Raw genomic sequence first — 18,115 nt, 5'->3', positions numbered from 1 at the left:
GCTCCTTTTTCCTTACAAGGGTCCAAACTTTGCGGTCTACGTAGTACTCAACAGTCTGCTTCTCCTCCCTGACAATCTCGGGAACCTTGGTGATTTGTTCGCACTCAGTCTCATTTCATCCATCGATTTGAAAGCAACATCATGAACCTTGCTTGTGTTTAAAGCTCCGGTGGGACAGCTATCAACGCAAAAGTGGCAGAAGATGCACTTAGCATAATCGATGCCCGGATACGCCCTATCGAAATACTCCATCTGTATCGCGTTGGCAGGACAGATTTGGGCGCAGCGGAAACAGCTGATGCACTTCTCCCTGTCAAAGACTATAAAGCCTCTGAAGCATTCCGGATACCTCCTCCTCTCTCTCGGATACTCAACCGTTATTCTGTCGGGCTTTATGGCCTGCTTTACAGCCTCGCTGATGGCTTCAGCATGCCTCTTGAGGTTTTCAATCGGGTCAGTTTTAACCTTACTCAGCCTGATCATGACAACCACACTCCTAAGGCGCCTCCAACAACCAGCGCTACGATCGAGAGGGCAAGCATTGAGGTCCACCCTATTCTCAAAGCCTGGTCAAGCCTGTATCTAGCGTAGATTGACCTCACTATGACCAGTATCGAAATCACAACGATCGTCTTAATGAACATCCAAAGCGGACCGTTCAAATCGCCGAGCAGAGGGCAGTAGATGCCGCTCCATCCACCAAGGAACAGAATCGTGAAAAGGAGAGTCATTATGTACAGCTTTTCGTAGGCGAGAACCATGACAAGGCCGAAGAGGATTCCAGAGTACTCAACGAATGGGCCGAAGGCGATTTCCTGATCAGCCTCAGGAATCTCGAAGGGCAGTCTTGAGGTGGCCATCAGCATTGCGATGAGGTAAACGATGAACGCAATCGGATTCAGAAGTGCTCCCGGTATGGCAGACTGCTTCTCAACTGCAACGTAGGCATCTCCGCTGCCGTAAAGGAAAATCATCGAAATAACCGCTATTATGAACGGAACCTCGTAGGCGAAGTACATGAAAGCTTCTCTGACCGAACCGATGTAGGCGAACCTGCTGTTGGAGGCCCATCCTATGGCGACTATTGTGATGGGAATCAGGGCGATGAACGTCACCGTAAGCTGAATTGCGTTGGGTGTGTAGATTCCAACCGCACTTCCAGCGGGAATGAACATTATCGGCAGAAGCACAGGGATGAAGGCGAGAATCGGAAGCTGCACGAAGTAGGGACGATGAGCCTCTCTGTGAACTATGGCCTCCTGGAAGAAGTACCTTATGCCATCCGCAAGAGCCTGAATAGCTCCCCTAATAGGCCTTGCAACCTCAAGAGGACCAACTCTCCACTGAATTCTGGCGGTTAACTTTCTCTCGTACCACACAATGTAGAGCAGATAGAGAGTCAGAACTCCAAGTCCGGGCATTATTATCACGGCAAAGAACGGTTTCCAGAGTATCAGTGCTACGAGAATGTTGATTAGCGGGATTTTCATTAAGTAGTCTACAATCGGTGCAATCAGCGGAATATTCATCATGTTCGAGCTGAAGATTTCGTAAAAATAATTCAAGGCATCAGCAATCATCACAACCACCTCACCTGTCAGCTTCGGGCGGGAAGTAGCCGAAGCTCCCGTATATGGCCTGCAAATCGGCCAGCCTTTCTCCCTTCATGGATTCCATGAAGCCCCTGAGGTAAAGCCATCCAGGGCTTACTATCCTGAGCCTGTACGGAACGTTAGACTCTCCATCGCTGATTATGCTGTAGATTATCGTTCCCCTCGCCCCCTCCGTCAGAGTCGTGTACTCTCCCGAAGGAAGGACAATGTTCGAGAGGCTGTCGAAGAAGGAGCCCCTGATATCCTTCTCGTTTTCAGCAACCTGCTCGCTGATTACTCTTCCCTCAGGCATTTCCTTGATGCACTGCCTTATGATGCTAAGACTCTGCCCTACCTCGTTAACTCTGACCAAGAACCTCGCATAACCGTCTCCGGCATCAGAGACGGGCATTTCCCACGTGAGGTCATCGTAGGCCTCGTAGGGCTCCACCTTTCTCACATCGTACTCAACACCGCTCGCTCTCAGGAAAGGCCCAACGACGCCGTATTTTATTGCCTCCTCCTTGCTGAGAACGCCGACGTCCTGAAGTCTCGCGATGACCGTGGGGTTGTTGATGAAGATTCTCTCGAAGGACTTCAGCCTCCTTTCCATTGCGAGAGTCATGTCGTAAATCCACTTCAGCGTTGCATCGTCAGCATCCCTCCTCACACCGCCGGGAATTATGAAGGAAGAGGTGAACCTTGCTCCTGTCAGCCTTACAAGAGCCTCGCAGATCAGTTCCCTGAGTCCAAAAGGATACATGAAGCCGGTTGTGTGGCCGAGGAAGACTGCAAGAATTGCAGCATCGTATAGGTGTGTTCCCACTCTACCAAGCTCGGCAAGCATCGTCCTGAGGAACTTCGCCCTCTCTGGAACCTCTATGTCCAAAGCTTCTTCAATCGCCCTTACATAGCCAAGATTGAAGTTCGGAGCATCCATTATTGCAGGTCTCTCAACAAGCGGAATGTTCTGAATGTAAAGGCGGTTTTCTGCTAGCTTCTCCATCGACCTGTGAACGTAACCGGGATCGGGAATGACTTCCTGAATTATATCTCCCCTCACCCTCACAATAAGCCTCATGTGGCCGCTGCCGGGATGCTGAGGACCGACGAGAACCAGAAAGTCATCGCTCCTGTAGGTATCCTCCACGTATTCAGGCGGGATGGGGATGAACAGAGACCTTAGTTCTCTTGGGGGCTCCACGGGAATGTCGAGAGCGTATTCCTCCATGTTCATCACCTCACGTAAACCTCCTCCTCAAGCTTGAAGTCCTTTCTCAGCGGGAACTCCGGAGCGTCTGGAGCGAGAAGGAACTTTCTGCCCATCCACGGATTGCCCTCGAAGATTACGCCAAAGAAGTCGTGCATCTCCCTCTCCATGTAATCCGCACTCGGGAACATGCTCGCAAGGCTCTTCACCCTCGGATTCTCTCTCGGAATATCCGCAAAGACGTTGACTATGACCGGCATGAGTTCTTTGACGCTGTAGCTGGAGAAGTGGTACTCCACGATGAACTTGTCCTCATTCGGTACGTCTATCACATTAACGTTCTTAACGTGGTCGAACCCCATCTCCCTCAGCCTCATTGCAGCCCTTGGAATGTAATCGCTTTCCACCTTAACAGCTATTCTGTTCTTTCCGGTAATTGTCACAGATTTGGCCTCCACTTTCGCCTTAATCTCCTCAACCAGCTTCTGGCCGAACTCCCAATCAACCTCCTTCGGAGCGTTCACTATGACTGCCGGTGCCTTAGATATTTTCTTCGGTGATTTTGGCAGAACTCTTGGCTTTCTGCCAGCCTCCAGAGGTACTTCGGGGAATGTTGCGGAGGTCTTTGCCTCGCCGGTCTCTATCTTGAACTGAAGCTGCCTTATCCCCCTGAGCAGGGCCTCAGGGGTTGGGGGACAGCCGGGAATGAAGAAGTCAACCGGAACTACGTCGGATGGTTTGACCATGTGATAGCCATTCCAGAAGATTCCTCCCTGCAAACCGCAAGCCCCCATCACGATGACGAACTTCGGATCAGGCATCTGCTCCCATGTTATCCTCAAAACTTTCGCCATCTTTCTTGTGATTGCTCCCTCAACAATTATGAGGTTCGTCTGCCTCGCGATACCGTAGTTGAGGGCGCCGATCCTCTCTCCGTCATAACCACAGGCGAAAGCGTGAGCAAGTTCAGCTCCGCAGCATGCTGTAACGAGGTGGACCGGCCACAGGCTCCACTTGGTTCCCCACTTCTTAATAGGGCCAAGCGGGCCTCCTCTAACAAATTCGATGAATTCATCCATTGATATCACCCCTCAATTTGGCAATTTCAAGCGAGTAGTTGTAGGCTACATGCAGCGCTGGTAAAAGCAGAATGAATGCAAGAACTGTCAGAGCTATTACGTCCAGCGTAGGTGTTCCCGAAAGCAGCAGAATTATGACCAGTATTGGTTCAAAGGCCATGAACATTATCATGAAACCTATGTACTGCATCGGTAGCGTCCACTTCTGCAACCCTACCGGAGGGTTTCCTGCCTCGAATCTTGAAACTTTAACCTCAGTCGGCCTGTATCTGGGCAGAATTTTTGCAAGTGCCAGTACCGCAATGTCCGTGATCAGAGCGACTGCAACGACGATTACCACAACCAGCGTGTTTTCAAGCATCGACATGCTTCACACCCCCTTCATCATCGAAACAACGTCCACAAACCACATTGGCGGTATCAGCGTTATCAGCATTGCAATTGATGCAAACAGCACTACCGCACTCGTCAGATTGAATTTCCAGCCGGTTCCGAGCAATCTTGCAAGTCTAACGTAATAGGGAACTGAGATTGCGGAGTTAAGCACGAGTATTACCGCCAACCAGATGAACTGCGAGTAGACGAGGGAGTAAATTATGAACAGCTTGCTCCAGAACCCCATGAGCGGCGGCAGGCCGATGAAGGAGAATGTCAGCATATACGCTGTTATCGGAGATGTTCCCTCATTCTTTATGCTTGCGAAGTACCCCACCTTGCCAAATGAGTTTACGAAGAGCTGGAGCAGACCTCCCGCAATTGCAAAGTAAACGTACTCCTTCCCTGCGGTTACTGCGGCAAAGGTCGCAAGAATGTAACCCATGTTCGCAACGGTTGAGTATGCGAGGATTCTACTGGGTTCATTCGTTGTTAAAGCTCCAATGTTTCCGACGAACATCGATGCAGCAGCGATCAGCCCAACCACGATGAGGAGGAGTCCGAGAGATGGCGTTGCGGTTGCAACGACTATCTTGTAGGCGATGATGAATGGAACAAACTTTGCAAGCGAGGCTATTATCGAAATCGGAATGGGGTCTGCTGAGGCGAAAACGTCCGGAACCCACTCGTGAACCGGAGCTATACCCACTTCCATGCTCAGGCCGACAATCAGCATTAGGAAAGCCAAGGAGTAAACCAAAGTATTCGTCGTTGAATACAGTAGAACCGCTCCGGTTATAAAGAGGACTGTGGCGATTACCATGAAAGTAACGTACTTGATGCCAACATCCACATTCAGTCCCCTGTCGCTAACCATGACAAGCAGGTAAGTCGGAGCCGAGACGACCATGAACAAAGCGAGCATCATTGCAAGGTCATCAACAACAAAGGCGTAAATCGTCGCCACTGCCATTATCGCGACCAACGCGTAATCCACACCAGCAATTTGGTTCTGCCTTATGGCGTAGAGGGAGAAGATGTTCAGCAGCGCCACGAAAAGAATTAAAGCTGAGTAAGCGTTTCCGCTTGCCATCATTGCAACAACAGCAACTACGCTCGCCACAAGCGATATTCTGATGTCCTTGTAGCTGAGAGCTGCTCCAACTGCGAGGATTATCAGCGATGCAAGCAACTCTATCATGCTATCCACCCCGCCGCGACTGCAACAACCACAATCAGCATTACGAAGCCAATCACAATCTGCAGATACCTTTCAAGCCTTCCGTTCTGGATGAACCTCACTCCGTGAGAGTAAACCTCAAACATTCCGGGAATTGCCTGATGACAGGTAAAGTCTATCAGCATGTTTCCGTAATCCACAACCTTCGCTATCGCCCAGCCAATTTTCGGCACAATGTAGTCATTGAGGAACATCATGTACATCCTGTCACCGAAGAACTGTCCCAGCGGTGATTTAATCTGCGGCTTGAAGAATCCGAAAGCGTAGGCCACGAGGACGATCATGCCCACTGCAAAGGAGGATGGCAGTAACCCCTCCTCGACGAACTCTTTAAACGGCTCCTCTGGAGACGTCAGAATTGCTGCAAGGATTACGAGAAGCATTGAAACCATGATAAGATACGCCGTGCTCATTATCTGTCCGCCGTGAAGGTGGAGGTGCACCTTCTTGCCCTTGAAGAAGTTCATGCTGAGGAACTTGCCGAGGAAGCCTGAGTAGATTGCTGAAATCGTTACGAGAAGGGCAAGTGGAATTATGCCGAACTCGTGCTCAAGGTGGTGCATGACACCATCCATTCCTGACTTCACCCAGTAGGCTGTGAAGGGCGGAATTCCTGAGAGGAAGATTGTGGCAACAACCGTCGCAACAAAGGCCCACTTGAGCTTCCTCGCCACCTCAGTGTCTCCACCAAGGAACCTGTCGTGGGTCTCGTGGATGAGATGGCCCGCGACAAGGAAGAGCGTTGCCTTGGCGAAGGCGTGGGTGATGAGGTACCAGAATGCTACCAGCAGAGCGAACTTCCCGACCCAGTAGCTTGCCGCTGCCGATGCGAACATCAAACCGAGGCTGGACATTGTTGAGGCCGCAAGCAGAACCTTCCTTTCAAGGGAGCTTGTTGCAACAAGAGCGGCGTAGAGGGATGAGACCAAGCCGAGGAACAGCACGAGAACGTAAACGTATTCGTAGCCCTCAAGGTGAAGCTCCCAGGGCTGGATGTACCAGCTGAGCCTCATGAAGAGATAGGTTCCGGCTGCAACCATTGTGGCTGAGTGGAGCAAAGCGCTCACAGTTGTCGGGCCTGTCATGGCCGTCATCAGCCACTCGCTGAAGGGTAGCTGGGCTGACTTCGTGAAGGGCCCCATGAGGAAGGCCACAAGGAGGATTACGACTCCGGCAACGCCTATTTTCTCCTCCAGCCCAGCCCAAGGAATCTCGGTAATGTTTAGCGTGCCTGTTAAGGCGAACAGGGCACCGATGGCGAAGAACATCGGCATGTCTCCCACTCTTATCGTGGAGATTGCTCTCCACCCTCCGGTGCTGGGTGACCAGAACATGTTGAGGCCTGCAACCTTTCTCTTCAGAATTCCGACGTAGCTTAGCTCGTCATCATCCCTGAACCAGTGGCCAATCAACCCCCATGAGGCAATTCCCAGACCTTCCCAGCCTATGAGGAGCATCAGGAGGTTGTCGCTGTAAACAACGAGGAGCATTGATGCGGTGAAGAGGTTGAAGAAGAACCAGTACCAGCCAAGCCTGTAGTCGTCCCTCATGTACTCAAGGCCGTAAACGCCAATCAGGAAGGCTATCACAGCAGTCAAAGCCCCCATCAGCTTGCTTAGGTAGTCGAAGATGAACACGAAGTTTATGTTGAAATCCGGCAGCCAGTAGATGGTGTACTTGATTGGCTCGGCTTCAGGTGAAAGTTCTCCTACGTTAAAGAGTATGTAGAGAGCGACGCAGAGTGAGACGAAAAGGCCCAGAACTGAAAGAACGGGTAGCTTTCTCGCCCACTCAGGGCGGGGGTCCATTCCCCACGCTATTGCGATGGGAAAGCTGGCTATGATTGGCGTGAAGAAAAGCAATGCGAGAAGTTCAGCCATCATCGGAAGCTCAACCATTTCGCTCATGGCATAACACCTCCAATTCCGAGAACAACCTTAAGACCGCTGAGCAGCGCAGTTGAGAGTGGAGGGAATATGAAGGCGACGCTGAAAAACGCCACAACGTAGAGCGGGACGTCGAGCAGTCTGCTGACTTTCGGCTTCTCGTAGCCAGCAGGCGTACCGTAGTATATAACCTTCATCGTGTAGAAGCTGTATAAGCCCGAAATTATGAACACCACTACGACTGCAAGAATCACCGCAAGGTTGAACCCGTATATTGTAGTGAGCCCCGCAAGGATGTAGAACTCCCCGAACATGCCTATTGTGAGAATGCCGCTTAGAGTCATGAAGCCGAGAAGGGCTGCGTTGGCAATTGTCGGGACGTACTCATGCATACCGCTCATCCTGTTAATATCTCTGAGACCGTGGAATGACGCGATTATCGCTCCCGCCGTCATGAAGAGGATCGACTTTCCGAAGGCGTGGCTGATGTACTGTATAACCACACCAAGAAGCCCGTAGCTGCCGAGGCACAGGGCGATGAGAACGTACCCCATCTGTGAAACGGTTGAGTATGCGAGCAGCCTCTTGTAGTCCTTCTGCTTGAAGACCGAGAAACCGGCGTAAATGCTGGATACTATTGCGTATGCAATTATGATGTCTCTGTATTGGTCAATGAATGAGGAATCGATCATGTAAACTCTCAAAAGGACGTATCCGGCAAGACCGACGGTAAGAGGGCTTAGCAAGGCACTGACAGGTGTTGGTGCTTCAGCGTGCGCCCACGGCAGCCAGATGTGCGGCCCCAGCCCCGGAAGCTTCACAAGCATTCCGAGGAAAATCAGCAACCATGCCGTAAAGCCAACGGCCTTGACAGCGTTGAACGCCATCGTGCTGTTTTCGAAGCCTATTATCAGGATACCGAGCAGCGCCAGAACTCCTGCAATGTGCGTCCAGACAAAGTACAGAACGGCAACCCATTGCCTGTTTCCGTAGCCGTACATGTATATCAGCAGGAAGGAGGCAAGAAGGGAGATTTCCAAGAAGATGTAGAGCAAAATGAAGTTCCCAGCATAGACAAGCCAGAGCATTGCCACGGCGTATAGATTGTAGAGGAACCAGTACTTCCTGAACTCCCACTCTATGCTTCTAATCTCCCCATCGTGAAGCATCTCCTCGAATCTGTGCTTCATGTAAGGCAGCGAGTAGAAGGCAACCATCGCAGAAACGAGACAGATCGTGAAGCCGAAGGCGTTGCTTATCGGATCAGCGAGAAGGTAAAACTCGCCGACGGGTGCAGGCAGGCTCATTATGGGCACTTCAATGGTTTCTTTTGTTGTCAGCAGAAATCCGAGAGTAACAAACATCGGAATCAAGAAGGAGATTGCCGAAAGCCATGTCGCGGCTTTGGGCTTTAAAGCGGGGAGAATGAATGCAACCACAAGGGGGATGATGAGGGAGAACACGAGAATTTCAGCCGTCATAAGCTATCCCCTCCTACAGCCACCTTATCTACATCGATACCTCTCTTCCTCCTGTCAAGCAGTATTATCGCCGTCACAAGAACCATGAGCTCTGTGCTGCTCGTAAAAGCCGTTATTATCGCTACTGCGTAAGCCATTGGAGGGTTAATTGAGAACAGAGGAACTATGGCGAGGAACACAGCAGCGAACATCAGCTCAAGGCTGATCAGAAGGCGAATCACATCCCTGGCAGAAATTGCTGTGAGGTAGGCAATCAGCAGAATCGCTCCCGAGGTTGTCAAAATTACCGCGAAATTGGACACATCAGGCACCATCACAGGTCAACCCTCCGTGCGAGTTTTATTGCCGAAAGCATCATCAAAACGACCAGAGTGAAGAGGAAAGCGACAACGAAGAAGTAGTCGGTTGCAACCGCCGAGAACACCTCCGGATTCACGACCTCAATGCTCTCCACAGCCATACTCGCGTAGGCTAAGGCGAGAATCGCAAACACGACTATAACCGGCACAACCCAGAAGATGTTGACCTTCCTCGAAACTCCCGCCCTGTAGGTGGCTGCAATGGCCACTGTTACGATGCCAACGGCTCCAACGAATATCAAAGCTATTATAACGACCACTGGTTGGATGTTGAACGCCGCGTAAATCGCTGCAACGAAGAGCATCGTCACCGACATGTAAAGCGCAGCGTAAAAGTTATCCTTCGTCAGCAGAACACCGATGGACGACGCAACGGCAAAAAGACCGGCGACAGCTATTATCAGTGTGTCGATGTTCATGTCCCGAAGTCACAGCCACACACTAATAAATTTTACTAAATCGATAGTATTTCAGCTTTATTACATGAAAAAATTATACATTATAAATGGAACCAAATTTTCTAATCAAATCAACCCCGTTTTTAAAGCCGCGAGAAAAGTCGATCTTCAGGAGTGCGAACTCGGAAATGGAATACGGCAAAGCGCAGGAGCCGATTGTTACAACCCTACCATCCTGCTCAGCCTTCAGAACTTTCTGGGGTTCGTGAGCCCTGATTATAACCTTAACCCCAAGTTCCTTCAAAAGCATTTCGGAATTCTTCTTACCGAAAAAGTACATCACCCCCCTGTTGTAGTTCTCCCCGCACTCCTCCCTCTCCCACGGGTCGTTCCACATGATTTCTAAAGCCGTGATGTCGTCAGGCCGCTCGATTTCCTTTCTTGATATTCCCTCAGCGTGAATCCTGCACTGCTTGGTTGGCACACCACCGTGGGCCATCCAGATTTCGCCCTCAACAATTGCAGAGAGGGGCATTTTGTTCCACATTCTGATCAGGCTCTCGTAAACCTCCTCACCCCGCTCCCCGAATTTTTCCCTCAGCTGGTAGGGAAGCTGGTGGGGATAAACTCCCGTGCTTTCGTGGTTTCCCCGCAGAAGCAGAGCTTTGCCCTCAAGAAAAAGCCTGAGAACCTTCTCGTAGCACTCGACAGGATAATCTCCCCTGTCCGCATAATCCCCAAGAAATATCGCAAGACCTTCAATCTCCCTTTCAATCTTTCTCAAAGCCTCTATGTCAGCATGAACGTCTCCCACTACGGTTATGACATCCTCCTCCACAACAACCATTCTCTCCTTTGGCATCATCGCCGCAGCATCATCGATGAGCTCAAGCAAATCCATGTGTGTAGTTGACTGAAAATTTAATAAATGCTACTTGAGAAAACATGGCATGGAAAGGAAGTGCCCGCTCTGCGGTGGAGAGATGGTGAGGAGCAGGACCAATCAGGCAGGCTATTCAAGATACTTCTGGAGGGCTCCATGGGAAAAGGGACTGGCAAAGCTGGGGAGAGGAATAGATGCCTATCCATGGCTCTGCATCAAATGTGGGGCTGTGATTCCCTACGTTGAGGAGAGCACGCTTGAAAAGTTAAGAAAAGAATATGAGAGGTTGAGGGCAAGCGGCTTCAGGTTCTGAATCAGCTCACTATCTCCTTTGTCACCTTCGCTATATCCATCTCCGAAACTCTTCTGGCTGAGGGCAGCAGAGCGAGGAGGATTATTGCAAATACTGCCAAAACTGTGGCGGCGAAGGTTCTTGGATAGATGACCATCGGCATGTAGTAAAGCTCGCTTTCAAAGGAGGAGAAGAAGAAGTAGGCTGTTGAATAAGCAATTGGTAAGGCAAAAACAAGCCCGAGGATTGCAACAAACAGGTTTTCTAAAATGAGCGAAATTATGATTTCTCTGGAAGTGTAGCCCAGCATCCTGAGCGTTGCAAGCTCCCTGCTCCTCTCAATCACGCTGATGCTGGTAGTGTTGAAAACGGCAGCAAAGCCGAGTGATACGCCAAAGAAGAGGGAGAAGGCTATGAAAGCGTAGAAAAATCCCATGAGCTCCTCAATGGATTCCTGTGCCTCTATCACTGTGCTCACCTTCTTCACACCATCCATCTGCCTGATTTTCTCAGCAATTTCCGCAATTCTTCCCTCGTCTGCATCAACCACAATCCTGTTGAACCCATCAACTCCTGAAATCCTGCTGAAGTAATCCAAGCTTGCCGTTGCGACAGAAAGCAGAGGAATCATCTCCACGTCCTCCACTTCAGCCTCAAGTTTTCCAAATTCGGTGTAAACGGAAACTTTCTCACCCTCCACCAGCGAGAGGTTCTTCATGGCTGTTTTTGAGAAAATTATGCCTTCGGACGGGATTAGCTTCTCCCCCTCAGCATTGTAAACGTTGTAGAGAGTCTGAAAGTTCGATGCTATGAGCAGGGTTGGGACTGCCTCACCACCCTTTTCAACGTAAATGGGCATCTCAACGGCAGGCTCTGCAAAAAGCACACCGTCCATCTTCCTTACCTTTTCTAAAACTTCTTTCCCATCATAGCCCTCAAGGCTCACCTTGATGTCGTAGGCGTAAACCTTTCCGAACTGCAGCTGCATGACGTAGTCAAAGGAGTCAACGAAGACCATGGAGTTCAGAATGAGTGAGGTGCAGGCAACGATGCTGAAGATTGATATCGCAGTTCTCCTCTTGCTTCTGAAGATGTTTCTCAAAGCCAATCTGAAAATCAGGCGCATCCTCCAGATTCTGGAGAAGAGGGCGTCAATCCTTGCAATGAAGCTAACTGCTGCAACCTCAGCGTAGCCCCTCAACGCCTTTACAATGTCAACCCTCGAAGCCTGATATGCAACCAGAAAGCCGGAAATTGTGGGGGTGAGAGTGCCTGCCATCAGGGAGAGGGAGTAAACCTCCAAGTGGGGCTTTGAGACGTAGTAGGGGAGGTTGAGGAAGGTGATGTATTGGGAAGTTAATAGCTGCGAGGCAAAGAAGCCCGCCACCAGTCCAGCGGTGGAGGCAAAGAAGCCCATGAGGAGAGGGTATTGCAGGTAGTGCAGCATTATCTCGTTTCTTGTGAATCCGAGAGCCCTCATCACAGCAATGTTGCCGAGCTGAAGCCTGAAAATTCTCGAAAGCAAAGCGTAGGTCATGAAAATTGAGACAAGGATGAAAAATGCTGGAAAGAGCACTGCCAGTCCCCTGAACCCCTCAAGGTCTTCCTTGAGGAGCTTTCTGCTCACCTGATTTTCACCCGTGTGAAACTCCTCAACCTTGTCGCCGAGAATTGTTAAAACTTTCCTGAGAATTTCCTCATTCCTCTCCTTTTCAGCCACCCTTATCTTGAGCTCGTTGAACTTCAACCCTGCTTTTAGCATGTCCTTTTCCGGAATGTAAACGATTGCGTATGAGCCGGGAGAGGGAGTGAAGGTCTCCTCCCCCTCTTCATAAATCAGGATAAACTCAGGTGAGTAAACAAGAGCTTCCAGGGGCTTTTTGTATTCAAAACCTGCAAAGCTCACCTCCAAGGGAGTGTTAACCTCTATGCCGTAGTAGTCTGCGAATTTCTTTATAACCGCAAATCCCCTCTCCCCCTCAGCAACGTAAAGACGGTTGATTGTTTCTTTTTCTGGAAGGGAGATTACAAGGGCTGCGACTTCTTTGCCATCAACTTTAACCTTTCCCGAAACCGAAATCCTCGGCTGAACCTCCAAAACACCATCCAGTTTTTTCACCCTCTCAATTTCCTCCTCCGTTATCTCAACCGCCTTAACTGAGATGTCCTCGAAATTGCTGCTCTCGTAAAAGCTCTCGTAGGTGTCGTTGAGGTTCAGGTAAGAAAGGTAGAAGGCGCAGAAAATTGTAACGCCGAGAAAGAGGATGAAGGTGGTGGCTGCAAAAAGCCCCTTCTGCTCCTTAATGTCCCTGAGGAGCTTTTTCCTCAAAATGCTACCACTGGATTTCATCGGGGTCAGCCGGATGGAGATTCCTCTCAACCCTCTCAACCTTTCCATCCCTCAGATAAACCACCCTGTCGGCAATGGCTGCAATGGCGGAGTTGTGTGTGACGAGAACAAAGGTTATTCCCTCCTTCCTGTTTATCTCTCTCATGACCTTCAGCACAGCCTTTCCAGTTTCGAAGTCCAGACTGCCAGTTGGCTCGTCAGCGAGAATTATTGGCGGGTTCTTAACCAGAGCCCTTGCTATGGCAACTCTCTGCTGCTCTCCACCGCTCAGCTCTGCCGGGAAGTGCTCCGCCCTGTCAGCAAGTCCGACCATCTTCAGCACCTCATCCACATCCCTCGGGCTCTCAACCAAATCTGCTGCAATCTCCACGTTTTCCCTTGCAGTTAATGTTGGAATGAGGTTGAAGAACTGAAAAATGAAGCCAACGTTATTTCTCCTGTGCATGGTGAGCCTGTCTTCATTGTAATTCGTGATATCCTTACCATCAAAAATCACCCTTCCCCTTGTTGGCCTGTCAATTCCCCCAATTATGTTCAGCATCGTCGTCTTACCGCAGCCTGAGGGGCCCAGAACGACCATGAACTCTCCCCGCTCTATTTCAAGATTTATCCCCCTGAGAGCGCTAACCTCGACCTTTCCCATCTGGTAAACTTTCCAGACATCCTCAAGCCTCAGCATTCAGGCCTTCCTCCTCATTCTGAGCCATGCGATTGCAGCTACAACTCCAATGAGAGCCAAAAGTCCGGCAATCACTCCAGAGCGGTCGGCGGAGAAAACGTAGACCTCAAATTCCCTCTCAGCTTTATGCTTTTCAAAGGTTTTGTCCATGTAGGTTATTTCTGCAACAATCTTCTGGCTTCCTGCCTTCAAAGCCCTCATTTCGAAGGTTGCGGTTGCAGAATCACCGCTGCTGAGAGAGCCGATGAAGTAGCTCCTCCTTCCCTCAAGCCCTTCTGGAAGTATAAGGTTAACCGCAACGGCCTTGGCATCCTGCTCTCCGCTGTTCTCCACCTGAATGGAGAGCTTAAAGCTGTCTCCCTCAACCACCCTTTGTGGAGAGGTGTAAACTCCAGCGAGGTCAATGGAGATTCTGCCGTAGTCCGAGATGTAAAGTGGTACGGAGAAGTTCTTGGCAAAGCTTTCAGTCCTCAAAACAAGCTTAACATCATACTCACCGCTCTCTCTTGGTGATTTGAGTGAGAAGTTAATCACGGCCTTTTCTCCAGCCTCAACAGTTCCGACATACTTCTTCTTCTCTCCATCAAACCTCTCCGCCTCTAATGATGCCGTTAGTCCTGAAAGTTTGGAGTTCTTTGCCGTAATTGCAACTTTAAGGCTGAAGTCCGAGTCAGCGTAAACCTTCTCCGGAAAAGTGGAAACTTCAAGGGTTACCTCAGGCTCTGACACGATTTTGACTAAAACGGGAACCTCAGCAACCCCCTTTTCACCAAACTCGCTCCTGTAATCAACAATGATTTTAGCCTCATAAACTCCCGCTACAGCATCGGAATCCGCCTTCAGTCCCAGAACAACTTTCTTCGTTTCCCCTCTGCTCCATGATTCAATAAGGGCGGTGTCTGAAGTTATGAAATCCGAATTGAGGATGATTACTGCACTCTCAACATCTCCTCCCAAGTTTCTAAGCATAACCTCCGCTTCTCTGCTCTCATCCGGCCGAATTTCGATTGTGCTTCCGGCATAGATGAAGGGCAAGTCGTAAACGGCAATACCAAAAACGCCCTCAATGCCAAACTCACTTCCGCTCTCGTTCCTGTAGCTCAGGCTTGCCTTTAACGCATACAAACCTGATTTCTCCGCATAAGCCTTTATCTGAGCTGAAGTGCTCCCAGCAGAGAGGTCGCCAAGGTCCAGATAGACTGAAGAGGTTTTCTCCCCACTGTCGGGATTTATGAGGTAAAACCCCTCCTCATTCTCTGTAACGTAAAGGCTCAAGCCTCTCGCATTTTCTCCAGCATTGGAGATGTCTATGGAGATTATGAAGTATCCGATGGAGGGATTTTCGGGTATTGTATGGTGGTTGAGGGTTATGACAGGCTGTGCAGTCGCCTGAGCTGCTAAAGCTAAAAACGCCAGCAAAGCCAAAACAAACCTCATGCTCTCACCCTCCTGCTCTCGACAAATTCCATCGCAATTTCTCTGTATTTCTCCAGCTTTCCAAGGTCGAAGTAGAGGGAGTAGATAGACAGGCCGTCGAGCATGGCCATTAAGGCAATCGCCGTCTCCCTCGGATGGCGGCAACCCTCAAAGAGTGAGGCTACTTTCTCAAGGGCTTCACCAAACATTCTTTCAAGCTCCTCTATCCTGACCTGACTCAAAGCATACATCATGAACTCTATAAACTCCCTCCTTTCGGCGATGAAGCCAATGCCGTAGTCAACGACTTCCTCAACACTTCTCGGATTGAACTCCTCCATCATTTTCCTGAAAGCATGCATCACAGCCTCCTCAAGAAGCTTCTGCTTGCTTTCGAAGTGGTAAAAGATGAGGCTCTTCGACACCTTTGCCTCTCTCGCTATCTCCTCAATGCTCACTTCGTGCGGCGGCTTTTTCATGTAAAGCCTTAGGGCAGCTTCGATTATCCTGACTGACTGGTCAGTCATAAGGTTACTTTGTAGTCAGAAATTTAAGATTTTTCATTAAAATCGGTCGTGTGATATCCGAAATAAATCACTGTGCTGGGTATAATAGCGGAGATAAAAAGCAGGTTTCCCTTTATGGTTTCATCTCTGGCCTTTAAGGCTATCTCCTGATTTTTCCGGGGAGAATGTACTCGTATCTGCCGAAGAGAGCCTTTGTAAGGATGAATCTGTGCACTTTCCTCAGGTTAAGGTAGAGGCTCCAGATGAAGGCATCCTCTTTGTAGTACTTCTCCACTTCTTTGGCTGTAATTGCCTCAAAGTCGTAGCCGTTGAGCTTGAAAAACTCGTTGGCGAGGTTAATAGCTATGGGAATCAAATCCTCCCTCCCCTCCTTGTAAAGGTTGGCTATCATGTCCACCACAACTTTCCTGAAATCGAAGTACCTGTCCAGTATATCCTGCAGAAAAATCTTTTTCAGCAGAATTCTTATTCCCGGGGGGCAGGCCTGCAGGAAAACCTCCGTATCAAGCTGATGAATTCCATTTTTCCGAATCATTGGTGTTGAGGTGTCAAAGTAGTAAATCTCCTCCATTATGGCCCAGTTGGATATCTGTCCGTCAATGCCTATCTCCAGCCCCTCTTCCCTTCTCTCGGCATTAAAATCCCAGACCTTCTTCATTTCGGCAAGAACTCTGCCAAAAACCTCTTCTGCCTCATCTGCTTTGGCCGTCTGAATAACCTTGTTCCCCACATTCCCGACCATTTTCTGGGCTATGTAGAGGACTGTTTTTCCATCCCTTCTTTCAACAAAGGTCGCATCACTATCAGGCACCCTCAACCCAGCCCCTTCCAGCAGCTCAATATACTCAAAATAGACTTCAATGTACCTCTTCACCTGCTCGACTGATTTGAAGTTTGGGATTCTTTTTAATGCAATTCCCGGAAGCTCAGGCAGCTCAAACACGGTGCTTATTTCACCGTAGCCAATTATTTTGATGTTTTCTGGTTTGGCGGGATTTAACCTTTCTTCAAAGTTCCTCAAAACCTCAACATCAACCTTCATAGCATTTTTCTGATAAACTCAACCATCTCCCGCCTTTGAGAGGCTATCTCCATCGCTCCTGCCAGCTTTTCTCTGATGTAATCAACCTCCTTCTCTCCCACAATCAGCGGAGGAAGGAACTGCATGACAGAGGTGTCGTTGTTGGCGTAAACTGCCAGAATGCCGCTGTGGTAGCAGGAAATGGAGAGCAGAGGTCCCCAGCCTTCTTCGACCATCTTAATTCCAATAAAGAGACCCTTCTGCCTTATCTCATCTACAAAGTCGTACTCATCCTTCAGTTTTCCCAGTATCTCAGACAAAGCTTCGCCAGTTTTCCTCACGTTCTCCAAGAAGGACTCTCTTGAGGTGATTTCGAGCACTTTCTCTGCAACAACGCATCCAAGCTCAGCTCCTCCAAAGGTTGAAACGTGGATAAAGGGATTCTCCGCCATGAAGTCATCCAGCCCCTCCTTAAAGCATGTGGCCGAGATGGGATAAACGCCGCCTGACAGACCCTTAGCTGTAACAATCACGTCAGGAACTACTTTGTAATGCTCAATTCCCCACATCTTTCCCGTCCTTCCCAGTCCCGTTTGAACCTCATCCATAATCATCAAGCAGCCCTTCTCGTCGCATATCTCCCTGACCCTTCTGTAGAAATCTTCAGGTGGCAGGGGCATGCCAAGGGTAGCAGGAATTGTTTCGAAAAGCACAGCTGCGGTATCATCATCAACCGCCTTCTCAACAGCTTCAGCATCACCAAAGGGAACTTCAACAAAGCCCGGAGCTAAGGGCTCGAAGGGCTTTCTGTACTTTTCGTCCCCGGCAGCGAGGGCAAAACCAGTGTGGCCGTGGTAACCGCCCTTAGCATAAATTATCTTTTTTCTGCCCGTATGACCTCTTGCCAGCTTTATTGCAAAATCAATTGCCTCCCCACCACCCACACCAAAAACAGTCCTGCTTATGTCTCCGGGCATCAGTTCAGCGAGCTTCTCTGCCAACCTCGCCCTCTGCTCGCTGATGAGGTGGTGATTGCCAATGTCAAGCTCATCCAAGGCCTCAACAAGCGTTTTTACGATTTCAGGATGTCTGTGGCCGAGATTGAAAACTCCTCCATTGCAGTGGCAGTCCATAAGCTTTCTCCCATCCAGATCCCAGTACCACACCCCCTCCCTTCTTGCAGGAACGAAGTCGATGCCCACCATTGAGAAAAACTTGGCCTTGTAGGGCGAGACGTGCTTTGAAAAAGCCTCAATGATTTCCGCCTTACCCCTTCTACCTGTAAAGCCCATGCAAAAAATAGAAATAAATCATTAAATATTTTTCC

Annotated in this window: 18 protein-coding genes; 1 reads left to right on the top strand and 17 read right to left on the bottom strand. The window is 49.6% G+C overall.

The window, feature by feature from the left end; translation table 11 throughout:
* Positions 1 to 36: 36 nt before the first annotated feature.
* The 11 genes from AF_RS13565 to AF_RS09170 form a co-directional block, all read right to left on the bottom strand.
* Complete coding sequence (locus AF_RS13565; protein ID WP_010879327.1) at positions 37 to 483, bottom strand: NuoI/complex I 23 kDa subunit family protein; 447 nt, start codon at positions 481 to 483, stop codon at positions 37 to 39.
* The gene (nuoH, locus tag AF_RS09215) at positions 480 to 1,580 is read right to left on the bottom strand and encodes an NADH-quinone oxidoreductase subunit NuoH (RefSeq protein ID WP_231487483.1); all 1,101 of its coding nucleotides are present in this window, start codon (positions 1,578 to 1,580) and stop codon (positions 480 to 482) included. The genes AF_RS13565 and nuoH overlap by 4 nt, the downstream gene beginning before the upstream one ends.
* Positions 1,581 to 1,590: 10 nt before the next feature.
* Positions 1,591 to 2,823: an NADH-quinone oxidoreductase subunit D gene (locus tag AF_RS09210; RefSeq protein ID WP_048064737.1), complete on the bottom strand. Its 1,233-nt coding sequence runs from the start codon at positions 2,821 to 2,823 to the stop codon at positions 1,591 to 1,593.
* Positions 2,824 to 2,828: 5 nt separating this feature from the next.
* Positions 2,829 to 3,881 (bottom strand): NADH-quinone oxidoreductase subunit NuoB, encoded by a 1,053-nt coding sequence (gene nuoB, locus AF_RS09205; RefSeq protein WP_048064471.1) that lies wholly within the window; start codon positions 3,879 to 3,881, stop codon positions 2,829 to 2,831.
* Entirely contained in the window at positions 3,874 to 4,248 is a 375-nt protein-coding gene (gene ndhC, locus AF_RS09200; protein ID WP_010879323.1) for an NADH-quinone oxidoreductase subunit A, read from the bottom strand. The genes nuoB and ndhC overlap by 8 nt, the downstream gene beginning before the upstream one ends.
* Before the next feature lie 3 nt (positions 4,249 to 4,251).
* On the bottom strand, positions 4,252 to 5,457 hold the full coding sequence (locus AF_RS09195; protein WP_048064736.1) for a proton-conducting transporter membrane subunit: 1,206 nt from the start codon (positions 5,455 to 5,457) through the stop codon (positions 4,252 to 4,254).
* Complete coding sequence (locus AF_RS09190) at positions 5,454 to 7,403, bottom strand: NADH-quinone oxidoreductase subunit 5 family protein (protein ID WP_010879321.1); 1,950 nt, start codon at positions 7,401 to 7,403, stop codon at positions 5,454 to 5,456. Before AF_RS09190 ends, AF_RS09195 begins: the two co-directional genes overlap by 4 nt.
* Entirely contained in the window at positions 7,400 to 8,863 is a 1,464-nt protein-coding gene (locus AF_RS09185; RefSeq protein ID WP_010879320.1) for a complex I subunit 5 family protein, read from the bottom strand. The genes AF_RS09190 and AF_RS09185 overlap by 4 nt, the downstream gene beginning before the upstream one ends.
* Positions 8,860 to 9,177, bottom strand: coding sequence for an NADH-quinone oxidoreductase subunit K (locus tag AF_RS09180; RefSeq protein WP_048064470.1), 318 nt, complete (start codon positions 9,175 to 9,177; stop codon positions 8,860 to 8,862). The genes AF_RS09185 and AF_RS09180 overlap by 4 nt, the downstream gene beginning before the upstream one ends.
* Positions 9,177 to 9,641, bottom strand: a complete 465-nt coding sequence (locus AF_RS09175) for an NADH-quinone oxidoreductase subunit J (protein ID WP_010879318.1) — start codon at positions 9,639 to 9,641, stop codon at positions 9,177 to 9,179. The genes AF_RS09180 and AF_RS09175 overlap by 1 nt, the downstream gene beginning before the upstream one ends.
* Before the next feature lie 73 nt (positions 9,642 to 9,714).
* A complete protein-coding gene (locus AF_RS09170) occupies positions 9,715 to 10,521 on the bottom strand; it encodes a metallophosphoesterase family protein (protein ID WP_010879317.1) in 807 nt (268 codons plus the stop codon).
* 49 nt (positions 10,522 to 10,570) lie between these two features.
* On the opposite strand from AF_RS09170, the gene AF_RS09165 reads away from it, so the two are divergent.
* Complete coding sequence (locus tag AF_RS09165) at positions 10,571 to 10,816, top strand: hypothetical protein (RefSeq protein ID WP_010879316.1); 246 nt, start codon at positions 10,571 to 10,573, stop codon at positions 10,814 to 10,816.
* Position 10,817: 1 nt separating this feature from the next.
* On the opposite strand, the gene AF_RS09160 is transcribed toward AF_RS09165, so the two are convergent.
* From AF_RS09160 to AF_RS09135, 6 genes are all read right to left on the bottom strand, one after another.
* Complete coding sequence (locus tag AF_RS09160) at positions 10,818 to 13,193, bottom strand: ABC transporter permease (RefSeq protein WP_010879315.1); 2,376 nt, start codon at positions 13,191 to 13,193, stop codon at positions 10,818 to 10,820.
* Entirely contained in the window at positions 13,129 to 13,824 is a 696-nt protein-coding gene (locus AF_RS09155) for an ABC transporter ATP-binding protein (protein ID WP_010879314.1), read from the bottom strand. Before AF_RS09155 ends, AF_RS09160 begins: the two co-directional genes overlap by 65 nt.
* Positions 13,825 to 15,261 (bottom strand): COG1361 S-layer family protein, encoded by a 1,437-nt coding sequence (locus tag AF_RS09150; RefSeq protein ID WP_010879313.1) that lies wholly within the window; start codon positions 15,259 to 15,261, stop codon positions 13,825 to 13,827. It lies immediately after the preceding gene.
* Positions 15,258 to 15,767, bottom strand: coding sequence for a TetR/AcrR family transcriptional regulator (locus AF_RS09145; protein WP_010879312.1), 510 nt, complete (start codon positions 15,765 to 15,767; stop codon positions 15,258 to 15,260). Before AF_RS09145 ends, AF_RS09150 begins: the two co-directional genes overlap by 4 nt.
* A 139-nt stretch (positions 15,768 to 15,906) precedes the next feature.
* On the bottom strand, positions 15,907 to 16,809 hold the full coding sequence (locus AF_RS09140) for a DUF6206 family protein (protein WP_010879311.1): 903 nt from the start codon (positions 16,807 to 16,809) through the stop codon (positions 15,907 to 15,909).
* Positions 16,806 to 18,080, bottom strand: a complete 1,275-nt coding sequence (locus AF_RS09135) for an aspartate aminotransferase family protein (RefSeq protein ID WP_010879310.1) — start codon at positions 18,078 to 18,080, stop codon at positions 16,806 to 16,808. Before AF_RS09135 ends, AF_RS09140 begins: the two co-directional genes overlap by 4 nt.
* Positions 18,081 to 18,115: the final 35 nt, after the last annotated feature.

This window comes from Archaeoglobus fulgidus DSM 4304 (assembly GCF_000008665.1).
In the GTDB taxonomy this organism is placed as follows: Archaea; Halobacteriota; Archaeoglobi; order Archaeoglobales; family Archaeoglobaceae; genus Archaeoglobus; species Archaeoglobus fulgidus.
Note: the sequence above shows the minus strand (reverse complement) of the source record. Positions and strands in the feature narration are given on the sequence as shown.

Coding starts and splice junctions, on each gene's coding strand:
- AF_RS13565 (WP_010879327.1), bottom strand. CDS start 483: ATGATCAGGCTGAGTAAGGTTAAAACTGACCCGATTGAAAACCTCAAG.
- nuoH (WP_231487483.1), bottom strand. CDS start 1,580: ATGATTGCTGATGCCTTGAATTATTTTTACGAAATCTTCAGCTCGAAC.
- AF_RS09210 (WP_048064737.1), bottom strand. CDS start 2,823: ATGGAGGAATACGCTCTCGACATTCCCGTGGAGCCCCCAAGAGAACTA.
- nuoB (WP_048064471.1), bottom strand. CDS start 3,881: ATGGATGAATTCATCGAATTTGTTAGAGGAGGCCCGCTTGGCCCTATT.
- ndhC (WP_010879323.1), bottom strand. CDS start 4,248: ATGTCGATGCTTGAAAACACGCTGGTTGTGGTAATCGTCGTTGCAGTC.
- AF_RS09195 (WP_048064736.1), bottom strand. CDS start 5,457: ATGATAGAGTTGCTTGCATCGCTGATAATCCTCGCAGTTGGAGCAGCT.
- AF_RS09190 (WP_010879321.1), bottom strand. CDS start 7,403: ATGAGCGAAATGGTTGAGCTTCCGATGATGGCTGAACTTCTCGCATTG.
- AF_RS09185 (WP_010879320.1), bottom strand. CDS start 8,863: ATGACGGCTGAAATTCTCGTGTTCTCCCTCATCATCCCCCTTGTGGTT.
- AF_RS09180 (WP_048064470.1), bottom strand. CDS start 9,177: ATGGTGCCTGATGTGTCCAATTTCGCGGTAATTTTGACAACCTCGGGA.
- AF_RS09175 (WP_010879318.1), bottom strand. CDS start 9,641: ATGAACATCGACACACTGATAATAGCTGTCGCCGGTCTTTTTGCCGTT.
- AF_RS09170 (WP_010879317.1), bottom strand. CDS start 10,521: ATGGATTTGCTTGAGCTCATCGATGATGCTGCGGCGATGATGCCAAAG.
- AF_RS09165 (WP_010879316.1), top strand. CDS start 10,571: ATGGAAAGGAAGTGCCCGCTCTGCGGTGGAGAGATGGTGAGGAGCAGG.
- AF_RS09160 (WP_010879315.1), bottom strand. CDS start 13,193: ATGGAAAGGTTGAGAGGGTTGAGAGGAATCTCCATCCGGCTGACCCCG.
- AF_RS09155 (WP_010879314.1), bottom strand. CDS start 13,824: ATGCTGAGGCTTGAGGATGTCTGGAAAGTTTACCAGATGGGAAAGGTC.
- AF_RS09150 (WP_010879313.1), bottom strand. CDS start 15,261: ATGAGGTTTGTTTTGGCTTTGCTGGCGTTTTTAGCTTTAGCAGCTCAG.
- AF_RS09145 (WP_010879312.1), bottom strand. CDS start 15,767: ATGACTGACCAGTCAGTCAGGATAATCGAAGCTGCCCTAAGGCTTTAC.
- AF_RS09140 (WP_010879311.1), bottom strand. CDS start 16,809: ATGAAGGTTGATGTTGAGGTTTTGAGGAACTTTGAAGAAAGGTTAAAT.
- AF_RS09135 (WP_010879310.1), bottom strand. CDS start 18,080: ATGGGCTTTACAGGTAGAAGGGGTAAGGCGGAAATCATTGAGGCTTTT.